Source organism: Larsenimonas rhizosphaerae (genome assembly GCF_023700005.1).
Taxonomy (GTDB): domain Bacteria; phylum Pseudomonadota; class Gammaproteobacteria; order Pseudomonadales; family Halomonadaceae; genus Larsenimonas; species Larsenimonas rhizosphaerae.
Genome location: NZ_JAMLJK010000001.1, coordinates 1,371,357 through 1,392,675, shown reverse-complemented (window position 1 = coordinate 1,392,675; position 21,319 = coordinate 1,371,357). Strand labels below are relative to the sequence as shown.

Sequence of the window (21,319 nt, the reverse complement as noted above, 5' to 3'; positions counted from 1 at the left end):
TTCAGCTACCAGTCAAAAGGAAGTTAAACGCCGATGAAAATAAGAATGATGGTGCAATACCCAACAAGACAAATAAAAGTCGAACGGTTATACGTAATGTTGGTTGCCTGAAAATACCATCAAGCTGGGTAACAAACATAGGCACTATAATGATCAAAAGCATCATGCCAACGCGCTCCCCTTGAGCACCACCCAGGACTGGCCATATCAACAAAAACGAGAAGAATGAGTAGACGATATACGCATACTGAGAGAACAGCTCCTTGACCTTGAAGCGAGCCATGAAGATGGATGCTATAAAAAATGCTGCAAAGAGGGCTGCATAAGCCGGCCCCAGAGAAATGCCGGTACTGTCGGAAGACTTCGACAGATCTGTATCACTAAGAGAGGAATAGTATATACCGCCCACCATGACCACATATGAAAGGGCAAACATCCCCTTCTGCAGGATATTGAGCTTGCCTGTCGGCGATGCCTTTCTAGCTGCATACAAGTACAAAAGTGGCAGGTAAATTATGGCAGAGTTATGGATAAAGAAAGCAACCATGCTCAGCAGGTAAACAACATATTTGTTTCTGAAGCCATAAAAGGCAAAAAGAACGAAGATAGAGGCCAGGAACTGCCGATAAATATTTTGATACCCCATCAATAGAGGAAAAAACACTATCATGAAAGGAGCACAAAACAATGGGATTCTTGAGCTGTTCTTCTTGTTCAGCAACGCATAAAACAGCAATGACACCCAAATAATGTCTACAACAATAAATGTCCACTTCTGATCCTGAACCAGATCAAAAATCTTCGGAAGCCCAAACCAGAAAACAAATTCCCGGACGTAATATACATTGTCAGCACTGAAATCAAGGCCTGCATCCAGCATCCTTGCATACAAGTACATGTCATAGTCATATCCAGCAAATCGTACAGCTATCATATAACCAATAACTGACAGATAGATAAGCAGAATTGACAAAACATTGCGCGTTGATAGTGTTGCAAATATTGTCAGAGCACAGATCAACAGATAGCCTGCCAGTTCAAATGTCATAGCAGTTCCTAGCGATTGGATCGTAGTTGGCGCAGCAAGCCTGAAAACGACGAAAAAAGGCCAAGTTTAAGGCTTGCATCGCCCAAAATCTTGATCGCCTTGAGCTGCGTCGAAAGACAGGACAACGTCATGCGTTGAGTAAAGAAACGGTAGCTTTGCTCATCGTTGCTGACAATGGCGCTCAAAAATTGCCTTTTACAAAACCCTGTAATATGAGCATTCTGAAGCAAATAGGCATCGATGAAAAACTGGCTGGCTTTCGTATTGGCCGAACTACTCATATTGGTTGTTCGGTCGACATACAGAATGACCGTAGGACGATCATCATATACCCATTTGACCTGGGCATCGTCTACATCCAGAAAAAAGCCCCAGTCCTGATGCTTGTCAAGAGAACCATTCATCAATAGGGCATTACTGGCCAAGGATATGGTAGATGTCCTTATGTCGCCATCATGTACGAACAGGTAATCACGCGCAGAACAGTCCTTGTGCCTGTCAATGAAATGACGATCCCTGCTGCCCCGCTCTGTGAAGGCGCCAAAAATAAAATCTGCACCGGTGTCGGCGTGCAGGCTTATGCGGTTCCGAATATGATCCGGTGCAAACGCATCGTCCGAGTCAAGCAGAAAGATATGTTTACCAGTAGCATTCATGATTCCGGTATTTCGTGATACAGCAGCATTCGACTTGCTCTCTTTCAGGATCAATCGAGCGCTGGCATACCCTTGAACCACTTCCTTGAGTTTATCGATATCGTTGGAAAAATCATCGACAAGAATGACCTCAAACTGAAGCCCTTCAGCCGCAACGATGACACTATCGATCGCTTTGTATATAAATTCCGAACTATTATATGTTGGAATAACAACACTGACGTCCATATCAGAAACCCACCCAGAAAAAGTAAACCAACGACAAAGCAATAAAGCCAGCCAACCAACTGATCGTATATTGGAATAGACCCACATTAATCAGTCGATTCAGAAAAAGTCGACGCTGCATTATGGTCAGCACTACCTGAACGGCAAGAATGGCAAAGGCGAAATAGCCAACACCGACAAATACGGTTAGCACCAGCACTGCACAAAGAACGATCGTGGAAATAATATTCCAGTAAAATTCGATATTTGTTTTACCCATGGCCTGAGCAAGTACGCCAGTAGGCAGCCCAAGACAACGCAGATAGGCAATAAGAATAAATATTGAAAAGAACTGATCGGCTTCAATATACTTATCACCATAAATAACACTCAGGAAGAAACCTGAAAATATTATCCCTATGGCAGCAGGAATACCGAATGCTGCCGTAATACCATAGAGTGTAGTGAGATATGACTTCCTAAGCTTATCAGGGGTACTCTGCTGTTCCGCAAAAATAGGCATTACCACTTTCTGAATAACAGGCCGAATAATCATCATGGAACGCAGTGCCAGCTCCTTACCCACTGTATAAAGCCCGAGTGTGTGAGCAGGCAAGAAGCGAGCCGCCAGAAACACATCAAACTGTTTACGGAACTCACCAATAAGCACACTGCCAAGATGATAGCTACCGAACGCCAGAGGCTCCTTGAGATCCGTCAAACAGTCACGGCCAAAATAAAACCGTATCGGATAACTTTTGTTCACCTTGAAAAAGCACAGAAGACTCATGAACAGATTTGCAGCAATCATTCCCAGCAGCTGGGAATAGATACCATAGCCGACAAATAGCAGTGCTACGGTAACACCAAGTCCCAGAAATTTGGCCGACATATCAAACTGGGCCATCGTGTTAAGGGCCTTGCTCTTTATCATCAAGGCCTGAGCCTGGCTACCCAACCCCAATGCCAGAAAATTCAGTGCTCCAACACAAAACAGTGCTGCAAATCCTGGCTTATTAATCAAATCCTCAATAAATCCGGAAGAAGCAATACTCAGACCAAAGAGTAATATACCAAGCAAAATATTCAGGCTAAAAAGGAGATGGCGTTGACGATCTTTTATATCCTGCTTATAAATAAGAAAAGATGAAAACCCCACGTCCTGGAAAATAATACCGATATTTACAATAGCAACAACGACCGACAGCAGGCCCATGTCGGAGACAGCCACATAGTGCCCGACAATCCCCAACTGAACAATTTGAACGATGGAATTGACTATTGTAGCAAGAAAAGTCCATGAGACATTTCCTGCCAGCCCGCCTGCTTTCATGATGCAGCCACCCTGCTCAAGATCTCCTCAAGCTCGTCAATAAGATGCACCTTGTTAAACTCCTTATTGACTTTCTCCCGCGCTGCATCACGAATGATTTCAATCCTGTCCGGAGGTGTATCTACAGCTTCCTGAACAACATTGGCTAGAGAAGCACTATCGTTTTCGATGGCAAGGAACCCGGTAACACCATGCTCAATCAGTTCAGGTATACCGCTATGTGTAGAAGAGATCACAGGCAAACCCAGGCACATGGCTTCCATCAAGGCCACAGGAATACCTTCCATATCACCATCAAATGCAACCTTGCTGGGCAAAAGGAAAAAATGTGCCTTCGCCATTTTTTCCCGAATAACCGTTTGAGTCCGCTCACCAAGAAAGGATACTTCTTCAGACACATTCAAAGAGGCTGCAAGTGTCTTGTAGCGATCCAGCTGGTCGCCACCACCAATCACTTCATATTCAAATGTGTACCCACGCACCTTTAGCTCGGCAAGAGCTTTGATAGCGTCATCAATTCCCTTTTTAGGAGCCAGCCTGGCAACACTCAGAAAGCGAAGAGCTTCCCCCGATTCATGCTTGCAACGATCAATCCAGGCAAAGTTTTCGGGATCAACGCCCATGCGATGAAGCATGATTTTGTCAGGCGGGCAGCCCAGTGACTGCAACCTGTCAGACCAAAGCTGGCTGATAGGTAAAAACAACTCACCTTCTCTGAATAATTTCCTGTACCGCTCCGTGTACGTTTCAAGTACCTGATATCGTGAAATATCATAGCCATGAAAGACGGTAGCCAGTTTACCCGTAAAGAAATCATCCAGCCTGAGATTCAACGCCTGCACGCCAACAGGCCCGAAATGAGCTATCACCACATCATAATTCCCCACCCGGGAATGCTTACCCAGGGCGGCATAATGATTCACGGTTTCCCGAAGGGAGCCCTTGCGTGCTACACCCTTTTTCAACATTCCTGAAAGTGACCAAAAAGCCAGTTTCAGTACTTTCATATACCTGCTTTCACTTTCAGGTAGTAAATACGTCGTTTTTTCAACCAGACCGTATTCTGCGATCGTATCATGTGAAATGCCGTACTCCTTTTCAAAGGAAAGGATACGCACATCATGTCCCTTATCCAGCAAACCTACGATCTGGTTAAGAATAAAAGTTTCTGAAAGCTTGGGAAAGCCAGTAACAAAAAAAGCAATTTTCATCAAAGTACCGTATTTTTTATCGTGCACCGAAGCCGGTCAACATGGTTTTAATTGTGCGCGCAACAATCAAAATATCCAGCCAGAATGAAAAATGCTTGATGTAATAAAAGTCGTATTCAAGTTTCTTGGTCATACCTTCAACTTCGGCGGCATACCCCTGCTCAACCTGTGCCCATCCGGAAATGCCGGGGCGCACTACGTGACGATAATGAAAGAAAGGAACATCCTTTTCGTACCATTCCGCCAGGCTGAGTGACTCGGGTCTCGGCCCAATCAGGCTCATATTGCCCTGCAATACGTTAAAAAGCTGCGGAAGCTCATCGATACGGTATTTTCGAATAACCTTGCCGATACGTGTAATACGTGGATCTTCACCTTCAGCAGTAAAGGTAGTACCTGGATTGACGTACATACTGCGAAACTTATAAACCTTGAAGGGTTTACATTTGAACCCCATACGGATCTGGTTGAAAAAGACAGGGCCCGGATCATCGCGACGAATAAGCCACGCAGTAACCAGCATGACCGGGATTACGGCAGGTAACACCAGCAGCACGGCAATAACGTCAAAGACACGTTTAAGCAACTCGTAATCTTCGCGCGGCAGCAGGCTGCCGAATTTGTTTTCGTACATATGATCAAGATGTACACGGCCGGTCACGGACTCATGGATCTGGCGGGCGTTGTACACGGGAATTCTGTGTATGGCGCATTCAGCCAGAAATTTTTGCCACTCGTCCGGGATTTCAGCACGGAGATCCGCCACGACCCCATCCACTCGCATGGAATGCAGATCAGGAGTTTCAAGGAAGCGCCAGTCAATATCACTACTGACACAAAACTCACTAATGCGTCCAAAGGGAACAACAGCCAGCTTTCTGGACTGATATTTTATTCCAACATAACTACCCGCGAAGCAGTAGATGATCGAGCAGACCAGAGAAACGATAACAACAGACTCCAGCACTGGCAGATTGACGACATAAGCAACCAGATACGCCAAACCAAATGACACCAGAGCCACGGGGAGAATATAAAAGTACGAGCGCGCACCGGGATATGAAGCTATTTGTCGAACAACACTTACAGTGGCCAATAATGCAGCAGCACACAAAAACAACGTTATGAACGTAGCAGATTGCGGACTAGTGGCAAATGAATCCCTGAAAAACCAGAACGGCAGAATGACGCATAACACGACGCCAAGAAGAAGATTCACGCTGCGGCTGAATAAAATTCTTTCGTACCAGAGGGAGTGGCGCCGATTCCTGCCAGGGTTGTCCTTGAACGATTGCATGTCATATCCCTTTACAATTTAAAAAGGCCGGCCCAATGAGCCGGCCCTGATGCTTACTTATAAGAGTAATTATAATAGCTGTACTGATTGCGCATATTCTTTTCAACAGCGTTGAAAATGCACCCTTTCACATCGATGCCATTCTGCTCAAGGCGACGACGAGAGGTATTCACTTCCTTGAGAGAGTTGCCCTCATACTTGACAACCATCATGGTGGTACCTGAGTGCTTGCCAATGACAGCTGCATCAGTGACAGCCAGAACCGGCGGAGTATCAATGATCACGAGATCATAGTTCTTGTTTGCCCAGGCTGAAAACTCAGCAAATCGTTCATTGGCCAGAAGCTCTGACGGATTAGGCGGCGTTTTACCCTTGGAAACAAAGTGAAGATTTTCATGTGATGTTTCCTTGATAACGCTTGCAGGCATGGCTGCACCGCTAAGCACATCACTCAGGCCGTTTTCAGACTTGGTGCGGAAAGCGTGATGGACATGGCCCTTTCGCATATCTGCATCCACCAGCAACACCTTTTGACCGGCCTGAGCACAGACAGCCGCCAGGTTCGAGGTCAGGAAGCTCTTACCGATATCAGGGCTTGCACCAGTGATCATCAAAATGGAGTTGGGTGCTTCCATCATTGCAAACTGCAAGCTGGTGCGCAGAGAGCGAATGGCTTCAATGGACATGTCCGTGGAATCGTGGAATGCGAGCAGACCAGTATCGACCGTGATTCCCTTGGACACCTTGGACTTCTTGACCTTTTTGGTCAGTTGCTGCTGTTTTTCTGCCAGAGGAATAGTGGCATAAACCGGCAGACCAGCCTTTTCAATATCATCTGGATCTTCGATCCCCTTGCTGAGGGCGGACTTGATGAATACGTACAGCACACTCAGCACAAAGCCCAGTACGGTAAAGATAAAGACAATAAGGGTTGAGCGCGGAGCTACCGGACCGGGCCTTACAACCGCATCGTCAATCACACGCACACTACCTACAGCGCCGGCCTTGGCGATATTGAGTTCCTGCAACTTGTTAAGCAGCTGAACATAAATATCCTGCGTCACTGATACATTACGTTGAAGGCGCAGAATTTCCTGCTGTGTTTCAGGCAGGTTACCAATGCGTTTCTGCAGATTCGCCTTTTCATTTTCAAGCTGCTTCTTCTTCTCGAGCAGTGACTGATAGGACGGATGATTCTTGGTGAAACGCTGTGATAGATCTGCCTCATCGAACTTGAGCTGATTAAGCTGTGATTCAACGTTAACCAGCTGATTCAAGGTCGACTGAGTTTCCTGAGTAAGATCAACGGAATCCTGACGGACACGATAATCGTTCAGCTTGTTTTCTGCATCAGCCAGGTTTGCACGCACTTCCGGTATCTGCTTTTTAAGAAAGTCGATACTGTTTTGCGCTTCTGCAGACTGACGGTTGATATTCTGCTCGAGGTAAACTTCATTGATCGCCTGAAGACTGGCTTCCGTCAGGGCCGGATCCGGTCCCAGAAGCGTCAGCTGCAGAATACCTGTTCCGGAGCGACCGGTTTCCTCTACACTAAATCTGCTTTTAAGGCTTCCAACCGCAGACAATTCAGAACGCTTGTACATTATGAATTCAGCACCGGCCGGAGCATCGATATTCATCACTCGCAACTCAACCGTGCCATCAGACGACTGTGCAAGCTTACCGACCTCACCACTCAGTACACGCTGCCCGTTCGACAACAGCTCGTACTTTGTCTTTCCTGTTACACGCAAGGTAAGTGGACGACCTACCAAACGAGAGGGAAGCACCAGTCGAGTTACGTTGATGCCCTCACCACCGAACACATATGACCAGCCATCAGCAAATCCGGGGCGCTTGACACCCTTGCGGATAAGCAACTCACCGATGAGCGGCATTTTCTTCGGACGAACAACCGTTTGCAGATTAACGCGATCCGCAGCAGTACCAAGTACCTTCCGCGACTGAAGGATTTGCATCTCTGCCACTGATTTAGGGCCAGTGTTACCAAAGATATTTCCCATGTCACCAGCAGCATTGCTGGCATTGGGACGAGACTCGATTTCTATCAGCGAGTTAGCCTGATAAATGGGAGTCGAAACAAACGCATATACAATACCGATTACTGCAAAGAGCAAAGTAACCGCAACAATCAGCCATTTCCGATCGAATAAAAGGCCTAATATCCGGCCGATATCCAGATCTTCACCGCCCGCGGCGTTCTCGCTTTTTTCGTATGAAGCCATTTATGCACACCTGGGAAAATTAAAAAAAGCGCTCGCTGCGAAATGCAGCGGGCGCCTTATTATCGTCACGTTAGAAGTCGTTGTTGATACTGGTTCCCTGACGCGTGATATTGGTGCTGGGCAGCAGCAGGCTGATAACCTTGTTCCAGCGCGCCAGAGGCGCTGCCGTCACGTAGACAATATCCTTCGGCTGAAGTTCGAATTCCGTACCCAGAACAAAGGCAGCCGAGTTGGAAATATCCAGCTGATAAACCGTTGCTTCCTTGCCGGATGTATCGGAATCAGCATTACGACGAATGACAAAGATTCCGGAAGGCTGCGCCTGAAGCTCATCAATACCGCCAGACTGGGCGATGGCGTCAGTCAAGCTGAGGTTATAGCCACCCATCGGCAATGCCTGGGGACGATTGACCTCACCCATTACATATACTTTCTGGCTGCCTACATCAGGTACGTGAATAATATCCCCGTCCTGAATAAGTCCGTTGATGCCCTGATAACCGTCTTCGAGCAGATCGTAAAGGGAAATAACCTGGCGCTTGCCATGACGCGTCAGGACAATATGGTGCCAGTCGGCTTCGTTGGTAACACCACCGGCCTGGGTTACCGCATCAACCAGCGTCAGCGGTATGTTGGTAATTGGCTGCGGCCCCGGATTTTGTACTCGGCCGGTAACATACGCCTTCTTGGCACGATAACTGGCAATATTGACATTCACCTGCGGGTCGGCCACGTAGTCCTGCAGTGCAGATGAGATAATGCTGCGCACCTGAGTAACGCTCTTGCCCTCTACGCGAATGCGACCAACATAGGGATAGAAAATGGTGCCATCACGCTGTACCACATAACCGGAGTCGCTCGAGCTACGCTCTGCACCTGCCGGGATAGTCAGTTCCGGGTGATCATATACGATAATATTAAGAATATCACCGCGACCAATCTCATACTCGTATGAACTCAGCTTATTGGCAAAGTCCAGTGAGACGGTCTTGTTGTCGGTTTGCTGAGACTCGACTTTCTTGCGCTCGGCTTCCTGCTGCCGGATCAGGTCAAAGGTAATCCCTTTTACTTCGACATGCTCGTCCATGGACGGGCCCTGATCGGCGCTGTAATCAATATCGCCACCAGGAGCCATCACACAGCCGCCCAGCAGAAGCGCTGAACTCAGTACCGCACAACCGTATATTTTTTTCATTGGGTCAGCTCACTATCCTTTGAAAAGCCATTCAACACACACCCCGAAACTGCGGATATTCACATGGAGATCATAACGGCGCATGGGGATTAAATTTGAGGGTACGATATCAGAAAGGGGTGGCAAGGCATATGCCGTTTCGATCACATCAAAAAAAGGCGCCTGCGGCGCCTTTTTGAACATTCAATCCTGAAGCCAGGACTCTACCGTTTCGGGGCCAAACTCTTCTTTCCATACTTTCAGGGTTTTTTGATTCCCCCCACGAGTTTCAACAACTTCACCCGTATGAGGATTTTTATATACTTTCAGTTTTCTTTTTTTACGCTGGGTAGTGCTGGCCGGTGCCGACTTGGCACTGGCGCCTGCGCCACCCGGGCTGAGCAGCTCGATAACATGCTCGGAGCGCTTGTCATATTCATCCATCAGGGATTCAAGCCGGGACTTGAACTCAAGCTCCTTCTTGAGCCGCTGATCCTGCTCAAGCGAACTGAGCTCATCCTGCAGCTTTTTCAAAAGCTGCTCTTTTTCCATATATTGATTCAAAAGAGACATGATTTTACTCTCAAAGCTCACAGGGTTAATTTTTCAATAATAATATTGCATTGCTTATTGTTGATCAACCCATAGTTTTTAAATTTCCCGGCCAACTTTATTAATCTTTTCCTTATCCTTCTTCTGGCAAACCAGGAAGAATAATTTGCTATAGGAAATAGCGCAGGATTGGATACACCATCAATCAAGTAAAGACGGCACCCTTCTTGATCAGTAAAAACACATACAATATTTCGATCATTTATGTCGGAAGGAACAATCCAGTAGTTCATCAGGAAAACACATAATGCTTCAAAAGCCCTGCAAAAGGCATCGCCCTGGAAAACGTCAAATTGATTGGACCGGTAATGGCGTATGGTTCTGGCGACGCCACCCTCCTTATCGAGAATCAGATCATAGATGAGCCCTTCACCATGATTTCCTACTACCATTGCACCATGATATCGCGGGATATATTCCCAGTAAGGGATGCCACGAGCTTCAAGTCGTTCGAAGTATTTTTTTTCACGTCGACTTTGTTCACTGCCTCGCAAAGGGTAGCGAGGCAGTTTTATACACCGCTCTGGACAGGCTGGTAATCGATATACCACGCGATCATTCCCCTTGCCTATCGGGACGGCAGTACTCAGATATTGTTCAAAAGCAGAAGAATTCAAGACAGGTGCACCAAATCAAGCCACCAATAAAACAGGTCTGTACCTGAAGCTGCTGCCTTGTACCGGCAGGCTGCACGTCCCCATCACTACCTACCCCCCGGTCATGTTCATCATTCGAACAACCTGGACATCACCATCTGTCGTGAAATGGTGGCGCTCGGGCTTGAGCGACATGGCATCGACTATTGTCTGCTTCAGGTATTCAAGGTTGCCTGGATACTCCCTGATCACCTGCTTGAGGTCAACCGAATGCTCATTACCCAGGCATAGTAACAATCTACCCTCGACAGTTACCCGTACCCGATTGCAGTCGGCGCAGAAATTATGCGAGTGCGGGGATATGAAGCCAATCTTGCTGCCCTCGCCGACCAGTCGATAGTATCGCGAAGGCCCCAGCGTTGTTTCAGCCAGGGGAAGCAAGTCATACCTTTCCTCGATACGGGCGCGAACTTCGTCGTTGGACATGAATGTCTCATCACGACGATGGTCTGACACGTCTCCCAGAGGCATCTCCTCGATAAAGGAAATATCAATCCCTTCGTTACAGGCAAACTGCACAAGATCAAGGATTTCATCATCATTGCGATTTTTGAGGATAACGGCATTGAGCTTGATGTGTTCAAACCCGGCCTTTTTGGCCGCTCTCATCCCCGCCAATACCTTGTTCAGATCACCCGTACGTGTGAGTGCCTTGAAGCGATCGGGCCTGAGCGAATCGAGACTGATGTTGAGCCGGTCCAGCCCGCCCTGCCGAAGTTCCTCGGCGTATCGGTCCAGCATTGACCCGTTGGTCGTCATCGCAAGATCGCGCACACCCGGCAACTTGCCGATGCGGCTGACAAGATCACTGACACCGCGCCTGACCAGTGGCTCTCCCCCGGTCAAACGAATCTTTTCCACACCCAGTGATGCAAATGCCTCCGCCACAAAAGCCAGCTCATCAATGGACAACACCTGGCTTCGAGGAAGAAACTCCATCTCTTCGCTCATGCAGTACACACAGCGAAAATCACAGCGGTCAGTAATCGAAATGCGAACATAACGGATCCTGCGATCAAAGCCGTCAATCAAGCTACTCATTTATCTCTCCATCTGGACACGGCCTTGTCATCCAGCTCTTTTGCAGCAACCCAGCAGACCTCTTCCTGCGTGTGCTCTTTTTTCCAGAAAGGCGCCCTGGTCTTCAGATGATCCATGATGTAGTCACAGCTTTCGAACGCTGCGTGGCGATGCGCGGATGCGGTCATGACGAGAACAATATCTTCTCCACGCCCCAGGTAGCCTGTGCGATGAATCACACTGACGCCCTCAAGTGACCACCGGATCATGGCATCGTCAACAAGTTCAGCCAGCACGCTTTCCGTCATGCCCGGATAATGTTCAAGCGTAAGCCCACAGACCTGTTCATCGGCCAGGTCCCTGACACGACCCACGAAACTGACTACCGCGCCAATACTGCCTGTTTCGCCCACCAGTACGTCATACTCATGAGATACATCAAAGGGTTCCTGCTGGATACGGATCATTCAGCCCCCGGTTACAGGTGGGAAAAAGGCAACTTCATCACCCGGGGAAAGGAGATGGTCTTCACTGGTCATTTTTTGATTGACAGCGACCATCAGACGCCCTGCCTGGAGGCGAGAGGGATCAAAGTCCCCCCGAGCGATCAGGCAGGCTTTCAGCCCTGCAACGGTCAATGGCTCGACGGCTTCAATATTGATATCCAGCATGCCGGCCCGAGCATGATCACGCGCCTCACCAAAGAACCGAACACACAGCAGCGCTGTCGACATACTGCTGCCAGCAGCATCCTCCTTTTCCTCGGGTACCGCATTCCCTGGTGCGACAGTATCCTCCCTGCTCCAGCTACCGCTCTTGCCGCCGGTCTTTTCATTTACACGAATGTCACCAATCACCATACGACGATCTACAGCCTTGCACATATCGAACAGGGTAAGACATGTAGCACTGACTGCCGTCAATGCCTCCATCTCAACACCCGTCTTGCCATCAGTACGGCATGTCGCCATCACATGAATACCCCCTTTGGTCATATCGATATCCATGTCGATACTGACATGCGTCAAGGGCAATGGATGACACAATGGAATCAAGTCAGACGTTCTTTTGGCGGCCTGAATGCCGGCAATTCGTGCCGTTGCCAACACATCGCCCTTGGGAAGCGCCCCATCAACCAGCAGCTGTAACGTATTCGGCTGCATGGTTATAAAGCCTGTTGCCGTAGCGGAACGTGAAGTAACCGACTTGTCGCCCACATCGACCATGTGAGCCTCACCGCGGTGATTGATATGTGTCAGGGACATTTACCTACTCATTCGTTGATGTAAAACCTGCCCGCCAGAGCTGAACCCAGCGCGCCACTTCGTCAGGGTTGTCGAGGGGTAATCGTGTCAACGCAGGAAACAATGCGGGATAATCGGTGACTACCGCCAGCGACCTGGCCAGGTACGCTTCTTCCTGCTCGGAAGGCAGATGATTTCCCCGGTGCAGCCACAGCCGTGGCAAACCCGCCACGTCCTTGAACCCTTCGAGCAGTACAAGATCAGGAGCAGATTTGCCAGCATAGTTCAAAAGTTCCTTCAGCGTTGGCAAAACGCCGGGGCACCATTGCCCCTGCTGCTCAAGCCCGTTGGCAGCACTCAAAAGCACATCGCTGGCCCCTGCAGAGCGAAAGCGTTCACTGTCGGAACCAAGCTGAAAGGGAACCACATGATGATGCGAATGCTTGATAACAACGACAATGCAGGATGGCCCCGTCATGCGTGAGATCATTGCTTCGATCAACGTGGTTTTTCCGCTGTTGCTGAATCCCGAAATACCCAGGGTGACTACCGGCGCTGGACTACTGTCATGTGGCAAGACGACACCCCGGCAATATTGAAAGCATGCTAACCATTGTAGCAGATACCTGACTTTTCAACTCAAGTATCTGGCGACCAGCTCGACATCCGCTGGCGTATTCACGTTCATGAATTCATGAGTAGCCGAAACATTCACCTCAATCACGGCATGACGTTCATACCAGGCCAGAATGCGGCGCCCCCCCGCATTCAGGAATTTTTCAAGGTCTTCCACCAGGCAGGAACGCACCATGGCCACGGCAGGGTGGCTACGCTCACTGTCACAGGCATAGGCAATATCGACATGCGACTCGGTTGCTGCGCGGCAAAGCTGTTCGAGAACAGGCGTGGTGATCAGCGGCACGTCACAGGGAACGACCAGTACCCACGCACACTCACTGGCACTGAGTCCGGCATGCATACCCGCCAATGGGCCGGCAGACTCGCCGACACAGTCCTCGACAACATCCAGCCCCAGCGTGTGATAGACATCGATGGAGCGATTGGCACTGACAAGAACATTGTTTACCAGGGGCACAAGCGCGGCTGCAACATGGCGCACCATCTCGCGCGACCCGATCCTGACAAGCCCCTTGTCTACATGACCGAGTCGACGCGCCTGCCCACCTGCCAGGATCAGCCCACTGATAGAATGCGCCGCCGGATCAAATCTCTCGCTCATGGGCTACATCACCTTAAATCAACGCGTTATCCTGTTCGAAAAGAAAAACGCTTTAACATAGCCACCCCTACAGGACATTTCTCTACTCATGCAAGAAAAGCCTCCGGTGATGGACGTTGGCAAACGTCTGAAGCAGCTGCGACAACATCACAATCTCTCACAGCGGGAACTGGCCAAGCGTGCCGGCGTGACCAACAGCACCGTCTCGCTGATAGAGCTCAATAATGTCAGCCCCTCCGTCAGCTCACTGCGCAAGATACTGGACGCCATTCCGGTATCTCTCAACGATTTCTTTACCGATGAACCCGCAGAACACTACCGCTTCTTCTACCATGCCGATGAACTTGCCGAGCTTGGTGATGGTCATTTGTCATTCAGACTGATTGGAGCCTCGAGGCGCAACCGCAAAATGACCATCCTTCACGAGCACTATCCGCCAGGAGCAGACACCGGTGACGACATGCTTGCTCATGAAGGCGAGGAAGGCGGCGTCATCGTAGAAGGCGAAATAGAACTGACCGTGGACGGCGAAAGCCGGCACCTGTCAAAGGGAGATGGCTATTACTTCGACTCTACCCTGCCACACCGGTTTCGCAATACCAGTAACGTCACCTGCATCATTGTCAGCGCCAATACCCCGCCCTCCTTTTCAGAAGGCCTCCGCCATCATGGCAGTGAGTCGACCTGACAAAAAAAAGCGCTCATGACAGGCATGAGCGCTTCTTGACATTCACAACACGCCGAAATCAGCGCGTTCCAAAAATCTTGTCACCCGCATCGCCAAGACCAGGCACGATGTAGCCGGCTTCATCCAACCGCTCATCTACCGAAGCGGTGTAGATTTCGACATCAGGATGGGCCTTCTCTACCCGCTCTATTCCTTCCGGGGCTGCTACAAGTACAATCACCTTGATCTGCGTACACCCCTTGGCCTTGAGCATATCAATGGTGGCAACCATTGACCCGCCGGTGGCAAGCATTGGGTCAATGACAATTGCCAGACGCTCATCGAGATCACTGACGAATTTCTCGAAATAAGGCACTGGTTCAAGCGTGTCTTCGTTACGGTACAGTCCCACGACACTGATACGTGCACTGGGGAGCAATGCCATGACACCGTCCATCATGCCCAGGCCGGCACGAAGTATCGGGACAATCGTGACCTTCTTGCCCTTGATGTGTTCGACTTCGATCTGCTGGCCACTCCAGCCATCCACCATGGTTTTCTCGACTTCAAACCCCTTGGTAGCCTCATAGGTCAGCAGTTCTGCGACTTCGGAGGCCAGCTCGCGAAAGTTCTTGGTACTGACACGAGCTGTACGCATCAAGCCAAGCTTGTGCTTGATCAGTGGGTGATCGATTTCATGTACGCTCATGCGGCGTCCTCTTTAGATATATTTGACGTTAGTATCATGCATAAACGAGATCATGTCCGTGCCGTTCATGCTGTAGTGGCCGTATCGGGCACTGTCGGCAACCGCCAGTCCACTGGCGCAATATCATGCTCAGTCAGAAACTGATTGGCTTTTGAAAAATGCCGGCACCCAAGAAAGCCGCGATGGGCCGACAACGGTGAGGGGTGCGGTGCATGAAGCACGAGGTGTTTCTCCTGATCAACAAAGGCAGCCTTTTTCTGGGCATAGCTGCCCCACAGTATGAACACCACGTGATCACACATTTGGTTGACAGTGCCGATCGCCTGATCGGTAAAGGTTTCCCACCCCTGATTTCGATGCGAAGCAGCCTGCCCCTGCTCTACAGTCAGCACACTATTGAGCATCAGCACCCCCTGCCGGGCCCAGGCTTCCAGAAAGCCATGATTGACCGGCTCGAAATCAACCGCATCCGCCTGCAATTCCTTATAGATATTGACCAGCGACGGTGGCACCCGGACACCTGGCCGCACGGAAAAGCATAATCCATGTGCCTGACCCGGGCCGTGATAAGGATCCTGTCCGAGGATAACAACCTTGACCTGATCAAGCGGCGTAAGGTGAAAGGCATCAAACCAGTGAGCGGAATGCGGATAGATCACCTTGCGAGCCTCTTTCTCTTCGGCCAGAAAATGGCGAAGCGCTTGCATGTAAGGCTTTTCCAGCTCATCTCCAAGATGGCGCTTCCAGCTCGGCGGCAGCGGGTTGGGCATGACTCAGGACTCCGGCTCACCATGCTGGCGAGACACCAGCGGCTCGATATAGGAAAGCCCCATATCCCAGGGAAACTGAATCCAGGTATCCTGCCCCACATCTTCAAGGCAATAATCCACCAGCGGCTTGCCTTCGGGCTTGGCATAAATGGTGGCAAAAAAGGCACGGGGCAGCATGTCACGTACCGCGCGAGCGGTCTTGCCGGTGTCCACAAGGTCATCGATCAGCAGCCAGCCGTCACCATCATGGTCGATGCCTTTCAGTACCTGAAGGCCGCCCTGATCCATATGGTCATAGCTTTTGATGCATATGGTATCGATCAACCGGACATCAAGTTCGCGCGCAACCAGAGCTGCCGGTATCAACCCGCCCCGCGTAATGGCAATAATCCCCTTGAAAGAGGTTTGCCGGGCCAGCAATCCATGGCAAAGAGCGCGTACATCACGATGCAGGCGATCCCATGAAATAGTCAGGTGTGCTTGATAACGTTCAGTACTCATGGACACTCCGCGCCAATGTATCTGTCATGACAATTACTTTTACTCACTTTCCAGAAAACTGCATACCGCAAAGACGTTGTGGCCTTCTTCACGAATCCTGCGGGACCCACCCAGCTCGGGAAGATCTACAATCGTGGCGGTTTCCACCACCTGTCCACCACTGCGCTGTATCAGTTTGGCCGCTGCCAGCATGGTGCCGCCGGTGGCGATCAAATCGTCCATCACAAGGATTCGATCCCCTTTCTGAAAGGCATCAGAGTGCAGTTCAACCGATGAATGGCCATACTCCAGCGAGTAGGTTTCACTGATGGTCTTGAACGGCAACTTGCCTTTCTTTCGTACCGGTACAAAGCTGCAGCCCAGCTCATATGCCAGTGGCGCGCCGATAATGAAGCCACGCGCATCGATCGCAGCAATCGCATCCAGATCAAGCTCCTGATAGCGATGTACAAAACTGTCAATCAGTTTCCTGAAGGCCGAACTGTTCTGCAAAAGCGGCGTAATATCGCGGAAATTGACACCTTCCTGCGGCCAGTCAGGCACGGTACGAATCACCGACTTGATGTAGTCACCGTAAATACTCATTCGTCGAGCACCTTCCCTATATCGATCCATACCGGATGAAAAACCGAGCATACTACCCAAAACGGGCGTTTTAATCGAGCCGATCAAACCATACTGCGTGTCTTGAGCACTCGCTCAACGGTTTCCACGATCGCCTGAGTCTGAGGATCAATTTCGATATTGACCTCATCCCCCATTTCCTTGTCAGCCAGCGTGGTACGCGCCATCGTTTCCGGAATCAAATTGACGCAAAAGGCGCCTTCACGCAGCGCTCCCACGGTCAGGCTGATGCCATCAATACCAATATATCCCTTGTCCAGAATAAAGCGCTGAAATCCGTCCGGCACACTAAACCAGATACGGAGGTTATTGGGCGCCACATCCAGCTCGGTGATGGTGGCACGACATGAAATATGTCCGGACATCAAATGCCCTCCGATATCCTCACCGAATCGAGCCGCGCGTTCGACATTGAGAAGATGACCAGGCTCGCACTTTTCAAGTGTCGTCAGGTGCAGCGTTGCCCGCATCAGATCAAATGTGACTATCGCCCCATTCATCGATGTCACGCTGAGGCAGCATCCATCAACCGACACCGATGCCCCGAGCTCCAGACCCTCCAGCATATGCTCCGGCAGGCGCAGGCCAAGCCGGGAAAGTCCGGGCAGCAACTCAACGCTCACTACCTCGGCACATCCTTGAACGATTCCTGTAAACATCGCACTCTTCCCCGCATGTTTTTGAATAAGGCCTATCCATGTATCCGGCCAGTGACCGCCCTTTAGCCCACTACAACCGTGTATACTTGCCATTCTGCCACGCGTTGACAGGGCGAGACGAGCCTCCTAAGATTGCGCTCCAATTTTAGCGCCGATTTGTACCTGGATTGCGGGGCGCATTATCAAATACTGCTAAAAGGGTGTGTCCAGCGTTGAGCCACCCTTCACGGGTGGCTTTTTTTATGCTCAAACACCCATTCAAGAACAGGGTTTCCCTCAGGCACCATGATACGACTTGAACATCTCAGTAAATTCTATGGCTCCGGCCAATCAGCGGTTGCTGCCCTGCAGGATGTGGAGCTTCACGTCCCCGAAGGAAGTATTACAGGCGTCATTGGAGTATCCGGAGCGGGCAAAAGCACCCTGATCCGCTGCGTCAATCTTCTTGAACGCCCCACCAGCGGCAAGGTATGGGTTGACGGTCAGGATCTGACCTGCCTCGATGAACAGGGCCTTAGAAAGGCACGCCACGATATTGGAATGATATTTCAGCATTTCAATTTGCTGGATTCCCGTACGGTCTACCGTAATATCGCCTTTCCTCTGGAACTCATGGGACTCGACAAGGCGGCAATCCAGCAGCGCATTACGCCCCTGCTTGAGCTGACCGGCCTGACCGACAAGCGTGACAACTATCCATCAGCGCTTTCCGGCGGGCAGAAACAGCGTGTAGCCATTGCACGAGCGCTGGCGAGTCGACCCAAGGTACTGCTGTGCGATGAAGCAACATCAGCGCTTGACCCTCAGACAACAACCTCGATTCTTGAATTATTGCGTGAGATCAACCAGGAACTGGGGCTGACAATCCTGCTGATTACACATGAGATGGAAGTCGTTAAATCGATCTGCGACAGCGTGGCACTGATCAGTGATGGGCGTCTGGTGGAAACCTCTCGTGTCGGCCCCTTCTTTACGCGGCCGGGTACCGAGCTGGGGCGCGCCTTTCTGGAAGACTTTCTGCGTATCGAGCCGCCACGCTCCCTGCGCGAACGCCTGGAAAGCAGCGCGCCGGATAAACCTCACCCCATCGTCAGGCTGGTCTTCAACGACGAGAATGTCTCTTCACCGCTGATCTCGCAGCTGGCACGAGAATTCGAACTCGACATCAGCATCCTGCAGGCAAGAATCGAAGACATTCAGGGCCACACTCTGGGGCTGATGATCGCCGAATTCAGAGGCAGTCCTCACCAGATTCAAACAGCACTCGCCCACCTTGAATCCATGCAACTGACCACGGAGGTACTGGGATATGTCGAGTAGCATGATGACATTGATTGGCCAGGCAACACTGCAGACCCTTTACATGGTACTGATCAGCGGGCTGATTTCCGGCGTACTGGGACTGGCGCTGGGGCTGGCTCTTTATACCACTCGTCCGGGCCGCTTCCTGGCATGCCCACCGGCCTTTTTAATCATCAGTGCCATCGTTAATATCGGGCGCTCCATTCCCTTCATCATTCTCATGGTTGCCATCGTTCCCTTTACGCGACTGATCGCCGGCACCTCCATCGGTACCAATGCGGCAATGGTTCCCCTGACAATCGCTGCCATTCCCTTTGTTGCTCGCCTGATCGAGGGTGCGCTCAACGAGATCCCCTCCGGATTGATCGAGGCAGCCCAGGCAATGGGGGCATCCCCCTGGCAGATAATGACCAAGGTTCTGATTCCCGAGGCAAAGGGTGGCATCATTACCAGCTTCACCATTACTGCCGTGACGCTGATCAGCTATTCCGCCATGGCAGGTGCAGTGGGTGGCGGCGGCCTGGGCGATGTCGGCATTCGATACGGCTACAATCGCTTCGAACCCGTCATCATGCTTATCACCGTGGCCATTCTGGTGATCATGGTCCAGGGCATCCAGACACTGGGTGATCAACTGGTCAAAAAGGCCAGTCATAAGTAGAAGGCGGCAAGCCTTCACCTTTTTACTCGCAGGGAGAGTACTTACTATGCGTTTTCCACTTCGTTCCATGGCACTGGCTGCCGTTACGCTTGGCACCATGACCCTTGCAGGCTGTGGCGGCGATACCGCCAGCGATGACAATGTTGTCAAGGTCGGCACCATGGCCGGCCCCGAAACCAGTGTCATGGAAGCGGCCAAAAAGGTAGCCAAGGAAAAGTACGATCTCGATGTTCAGATTGTTGAATTCACGGACTACAACTCGCCCAATGCGGCGCTGGCTGATGGCAGCCTTGATGCCAATGCCTATCAGCACAAGCCCTACCTTGAAAACATGGTCAACGACCGTGGTTATGACTTCGCCATTGCCGGCAACACCTTTGTGTATCCTATCGGAGCCTATTCCAAGAAATATTCCGATATCAATGATATCCCGGAGGGTGCCACGGTAGCCCTGCCCAATGATCCATCCAATGAAGGACGCACCCTGATCCTGATGGACAAGGAAGGCCTGCTGACGCTGAAGGACAACACGAACCTCAACGCCACGCCGATGGATATCGAAAAGAATCCGCATGACTACCAGTTCCGCGAAATAGACGCTGCTCAGCTGCCACGCACCCTGGATGACGTGGACATGGCCTTCATCAACAGCACCTATTCACAACCTGCCGGCCTGCCACTTAGCAGCGCACTGATTCGTGAAGGCGCAGACTCGCCATACGTCAACCTGATCGTTGTTCGCAAGGGCGATGAGAACAGTGAAAAGATCAAGCATCTGGTAGAAGCCTATCAGACGGATACTGTTGTCGAGAAAGCGAAGGAGCTCTTCCAGGGCGGCGCGGTTGCCGGTTGGAAGTAAGCCTTTAAATTCGAAAAAATGACCAGGCCTGCCTGGTCATTTTTTATTGTAAAGGGAAAGAGTCGTGTCTTATGCCATGATGGAAAAGCAACTTGCCGCGCTGCTTGATACCACTGACGTTACTACCAATGCTGCCCAAATGAGCGCTTTCCTGTTTCAGGAACTCAAAGACGTAAACTGGGTTGGCTTTTATATTCAACGAGAGCCCCGCGTTTTGAGGCTGGGTCCCTTTCAGGGCAAACCGGCCTGCAATCCAATACCGTTCGATCAGGGCGTATGCGGGAAGGCTGCTCGCACCCTGACAACGCAACGCGTTGCCGATGTGCATGACTTCCCTGGCCATATTGCATGTGACGCCGCATCACGCTCGGAGCTGGTGATCCCCATCACACTCGAAAGCGGGCTTTGGGGAGTACTGGACATTGACAGCCCTGAACCTGACCGTTTTTCTGAAGAAGATGCTGCCGGCATCGAAGCCCTGTGCCGCGTATTTATACAGCAGACAGCCTTTATTTCCTGAGCAGAAAAAAGGGCGCCCTCAAGCGCCCTTTCCTTTTGAGAGTACTCACGGCGCAAGCTGGCAGGCATCAATGGATGAGAAACAGGATCCTCCCGTAAAATGA

General features: G+C 50.6%; 24 protein-coding genes. 5 read left to right on the top strand and 19 right to left on the bottom strand.

The features are described 5' to 3' along the window. Position 1: 1 nt before the first annotated feature. From NAT21_RS06295 to mobA, 14 genes are all read right to left on the bottom strand, one after another. Positions 2–1,048, bottom strand: a complete 1,047-nt coding sequence (locus NAT21_RS06295; RefSeq protein ID WP_250936504.1) for an EpsG family protein — start codon at positions 1,046–1,048, stop codon at positions 2–4. 8 nt (positions 1,049–1,056) lie between these two features. Continuing rightward, positions 1,057–1,932 (bottom strand): glycosyltransferase family 2 protein, encoded by an 876-nt coding sequence (locus NAT21_RS06290; protein ID WP_250936503.1) that lies wholly within the window; start codon positions 1,930–1,932, stop codon positions 1,057–1,059. Between the two features lies 1 nt (position 1,933). Beyond that, complete coding sequence (locus NAT21_RS06285) at positions 1,934–3,244, bottom strand: oligosaccharide flippase family protein (RefSeq protein ID WP_250936502.1); 1,311 nt, start codon at positions 3,242–3,244, stop codon at positions 1,934–1,936. Continuing rightward, the gene (locus NAT21_RS06280; RefSeq protein ID WP_250936501.1) at positions 3,241–4,455 is read right to left on the bottom strand and encodes a glycosyltransferase; all 1,215 of its coding nucleotides are present in this window, start codon (positions 4,453–4,455) and stop codon (positions 3,241–3,243) included. The genes NAT21_RS06285 and NAT21_RS06280 overlap by 4 nt, the downstream gene beginning before the upstream one ends. A gap of 16 nt (positions 4,456–4,471) precedes the next feature. Continuing rightward, positions 4,472–5,752: an exopolysaccharide biosynthesis polyprenyl glycosylphosphotransferase gene (locus tag NAT21_RS06275; RefSeq protein ID WP_250936500.1), complete on the bottom strand. Its 1,281-nt coding sequence runs from the start codon at positions 5,750–5,752 to the stop codon at positions 4,472–4,474. A 53-nt stretch (positions 5,753–5,805) separates the two neighbouring features. Then, positions 5,806–7,998, bottom strand: coding sequence for a polysaccharide biosynthesis tyrosine autokinase (locus tag NAT21_RS06270; RefSeq protein WP_250936499.1), 2,193 nt, complete (start codon positions 7,996–7,998; stop codon positions 5,806–5,808). 70 nt (positions 7,999–8,068) lie between these two features. Further along, positions 8,069–9,193 carry a polysaccharide export protein gene (locus NAT21_RS06265; protein WP_250936498.1) on the bottom strand — a complete coding sequence of 375 codons (1,125 nt, stop codon included), beginning with the start codon at positions 9,191–9,193 and terminating at the stop codon, positions 8,069–8,071. Positions 9,194–9,376: 183 nt separating this feature from the next. Further along, entirely contained in the window at positions 9,377–9,745 is a 369-nt protein-coding gene (locus NAT21_RS06260) for a histone-like nucleoid-structuring protein, MvaT/MvaU family (RefSeq protein WP_250936497.1), read from the bottom strand. A gap of 17 nt (positions 9,746–9,762) precedes the next feature. Beyond that, entirely contained in the window at positions 9,763–10,401 is a 639-nt protein-coding gene (locus tag NAT21_RS06255; RefSeq protein ID WP_250936496.1) for a YrbL family protein, read from the bottom strand. A gap of 90 nt (positions 10,402–10,491) precedes the next feature. After that, positions 10,492–11,481, bottom strand: a complete 990-nt coding sequence (gene moaA, locus NAT21_RS06250) for a GTP 3',8-cyclase MoaA (RefSeq protein ID WP_250936495.1) — start codon at positions 11,479–11,481, stop codon at positions 10,492–10,494. After that, positions 11,478–11,927 carry a molybdenum cofactor biosynthesis protein MoaE gene (locus NAT21_RS06245; RefSeq protein ID WP_250936494.1) on the bottom strand — a complete coding sequence of 150 codons (450 nt, stop codon included), beginning with the start codon at positions 11,925–11,927 and terminating at the stop codon, positions 11,478–11,480. The genes moaA and NAT21_RS06245 overlap by 4 nt, the downstream gene beginning before the upstream one ends. Then, on the bottom strand, positions 11,928–12,725 hold the full coding sequence (gene moaC, locus NAT21_RS06240) for a cyclic pyranopterin monophosphate synthase MoaC (RefSeq protein WP_250936493.1): 798 nt from the start codon (positions 12,723–12,725) through the stop codon (positions 11,928–11,930). A 4-nt stretch (positions 12,726–12,729) separates the two neighbouring features. Further along, positions 12,730–13,281, bottom strand: coding sequence for a molybdopterin-guanine dinucleotide biosynthesis protein B (gene mobB, locus NAT21_RS06235; protein WP_250936492.1), 552 nt, complete (start codon positions 13,279–13,281; stop codon positions 12,730–12,732). A 57-nt stretch (positions 13,282–13,338) separates the two neighbouring features. After that, positions 13,339–13,944: a molybdenum cofactor guanylyltransferase MobA gene (gene mobA, locus NAT21_RS06230; RefSeq protein WP_250936491.1), complete on the bottom strand. Its 606-nt coding sequence runs from the start codon at positions 13,942–13,944 to the stop codon at positions 13,339–13,341. Between the two features lie 88 nt (positions 13,945–14,032). Between mobA and NAT21_RS06225 the strand changes: the two genes are divergently transcribed. Continuing rightward, positions 14,033–14,632, top strand: coding sequence for a cupin domain-containing protein (locus NAT21_RS06225; RefSeq protein WP_250936490.1), 600 nt, complete (start codon positions 14,033–14,035; stop codon positions 14,630–14,632). Between the two features lie 58 nt (positions 14,633–14,690). Here NAT21_RS06225 and upp read toward each other — a convergent pair whose 3' ends face one another. The 5 genes from upp to NAT21_RS06200 all read right to left on the bottom strand — a co-directional run bounded on the left by upp (position 14,691) and on the right by NAT21_RS06200 (position 17,874). Then, entirely contained in the window at positions 14,691–15,320 is a 630-nt protein-coding gene (upp, locus tag NAT21_RS06220) for a uracil phosphoribosyltransferase (RefSeq protein ID WP_250936489.1), read from the bottom strand. A gap of 65 nt (positions 15,321–15,385) precedes the next feature. Then, positions 15,386–16,090 (bottom strand): uracil-DNA glycosylase, encoded by a 705-nt coding sequence (gene ung / locus NAT21_RS06215; protein ID WP_250936488.1) that lies wholly within the window; start codon positions 16,088–16,090, stop codon positions 15,386–15,388. A 3-nt stretch (positions 16,091–16,093) separates the two neighbouring features. Beyond that, positions 16,094–16,591 carry a xanthine phosphoribosyltransferase gene (gpt, locus tag NAT21_RS06210; RefSeq protein ID WP_250936487.1) on the bottom strand — a complete coding sequence of 166 codons (498 nt, stop codon included), beginning with the start codon at positions 16,589–16,591 and terminating at the stop codon, positions 16,094–16,096. A 39-nt stretch (positions 16,592–16,630) separates the two neighbouring features. Then, positions 16,631–17,176 carry an adenine phosphoribosyltransferase gene (locus NAT21_RS06205; RefSeq protein ID WP_250936486.1) on the bottom strand — a complete coding sequence of 182 codons (546 nt, stop codon included), beginning with the start codon at positions 17,174–17,176 and terminating at the stop codon, positions 16,631–16,633. A gap of 83 nt (positions 17,177–17,259) precedes the next feature. After that, the gene (locus NAT21_RS06200) at positions 17,260–17,874 is read right to left on the bottom strand and encodes a riboflavin synthase subunit alpha (RefSeq protein WP_250936485.1); all 615 of its coding nucleotides are present in this window, start codon (positions 17,872–17,874) and stop codon (positions 17,260–17,262) included. 285 nt (positions 17,875–18,159) lie between these two features. Between NAT21_RS06200 and NAT21_RS06195 the strand changes: the two genes are divergently transcribed. The 4 genes from NAT21_RS06195 to NAT21_RS06180 all read left to right on the top strand — a co-directional run bounded on the left by NAT21_RS06195 (position 18,160) and on the right by NAT21_RS06180 (position 21,216). Then, positions 18,160–19,194, top strand: coding sequence for a methionine ABC transporter ATP-binding protein (locus NAT21_RS06195; RefSeq protein WP_250936484.1), 1,035 nt, complete (start codon positions 18,160–18,162; stop codon positions 19,192–19,194). Beyond that, positions 19,184–19,837 carry a methionine ABC transporter permease gene (locus NAT21_RS06190; protein ID WP_250936483.1) on the top strand — a complete coding sequence of 218 codons (654 nt, stop codon included), beginning with the start codon at positions 19,184–19,186 and terminating at the stop codon, positions 19,835–19,837. Before NAT21_RS06195 ends, NAT21_RS06190 begins: the two co-directional genes overlap by 11 nt. Positions 19,838–19,934: 97 nt before the next feature. Then, positions 19,935–20,696, top strand: coding sequence for a MetQ/NlpA family ABC transporter substrate-binding protein (locus NAT21_RS06185; protein ID WP_284732724.1), 762 nt, complete (start codon positions 19,935–19,937; stop codon positions 20,694–20,696). A 76-nt stretch (positions 20,697–20,772) separates the two neighbouring features. Further along, entirely contained in the window at positions 20,773–21,216 is a 444-nt protein-coding gene (locus NAT21_RS06180) for a GAF domain-containing protein (RefSeq protein WP_250938010.1), read from the top strand. Positions 21,217–21,319 lie beyond the last annotated feature (103 nt).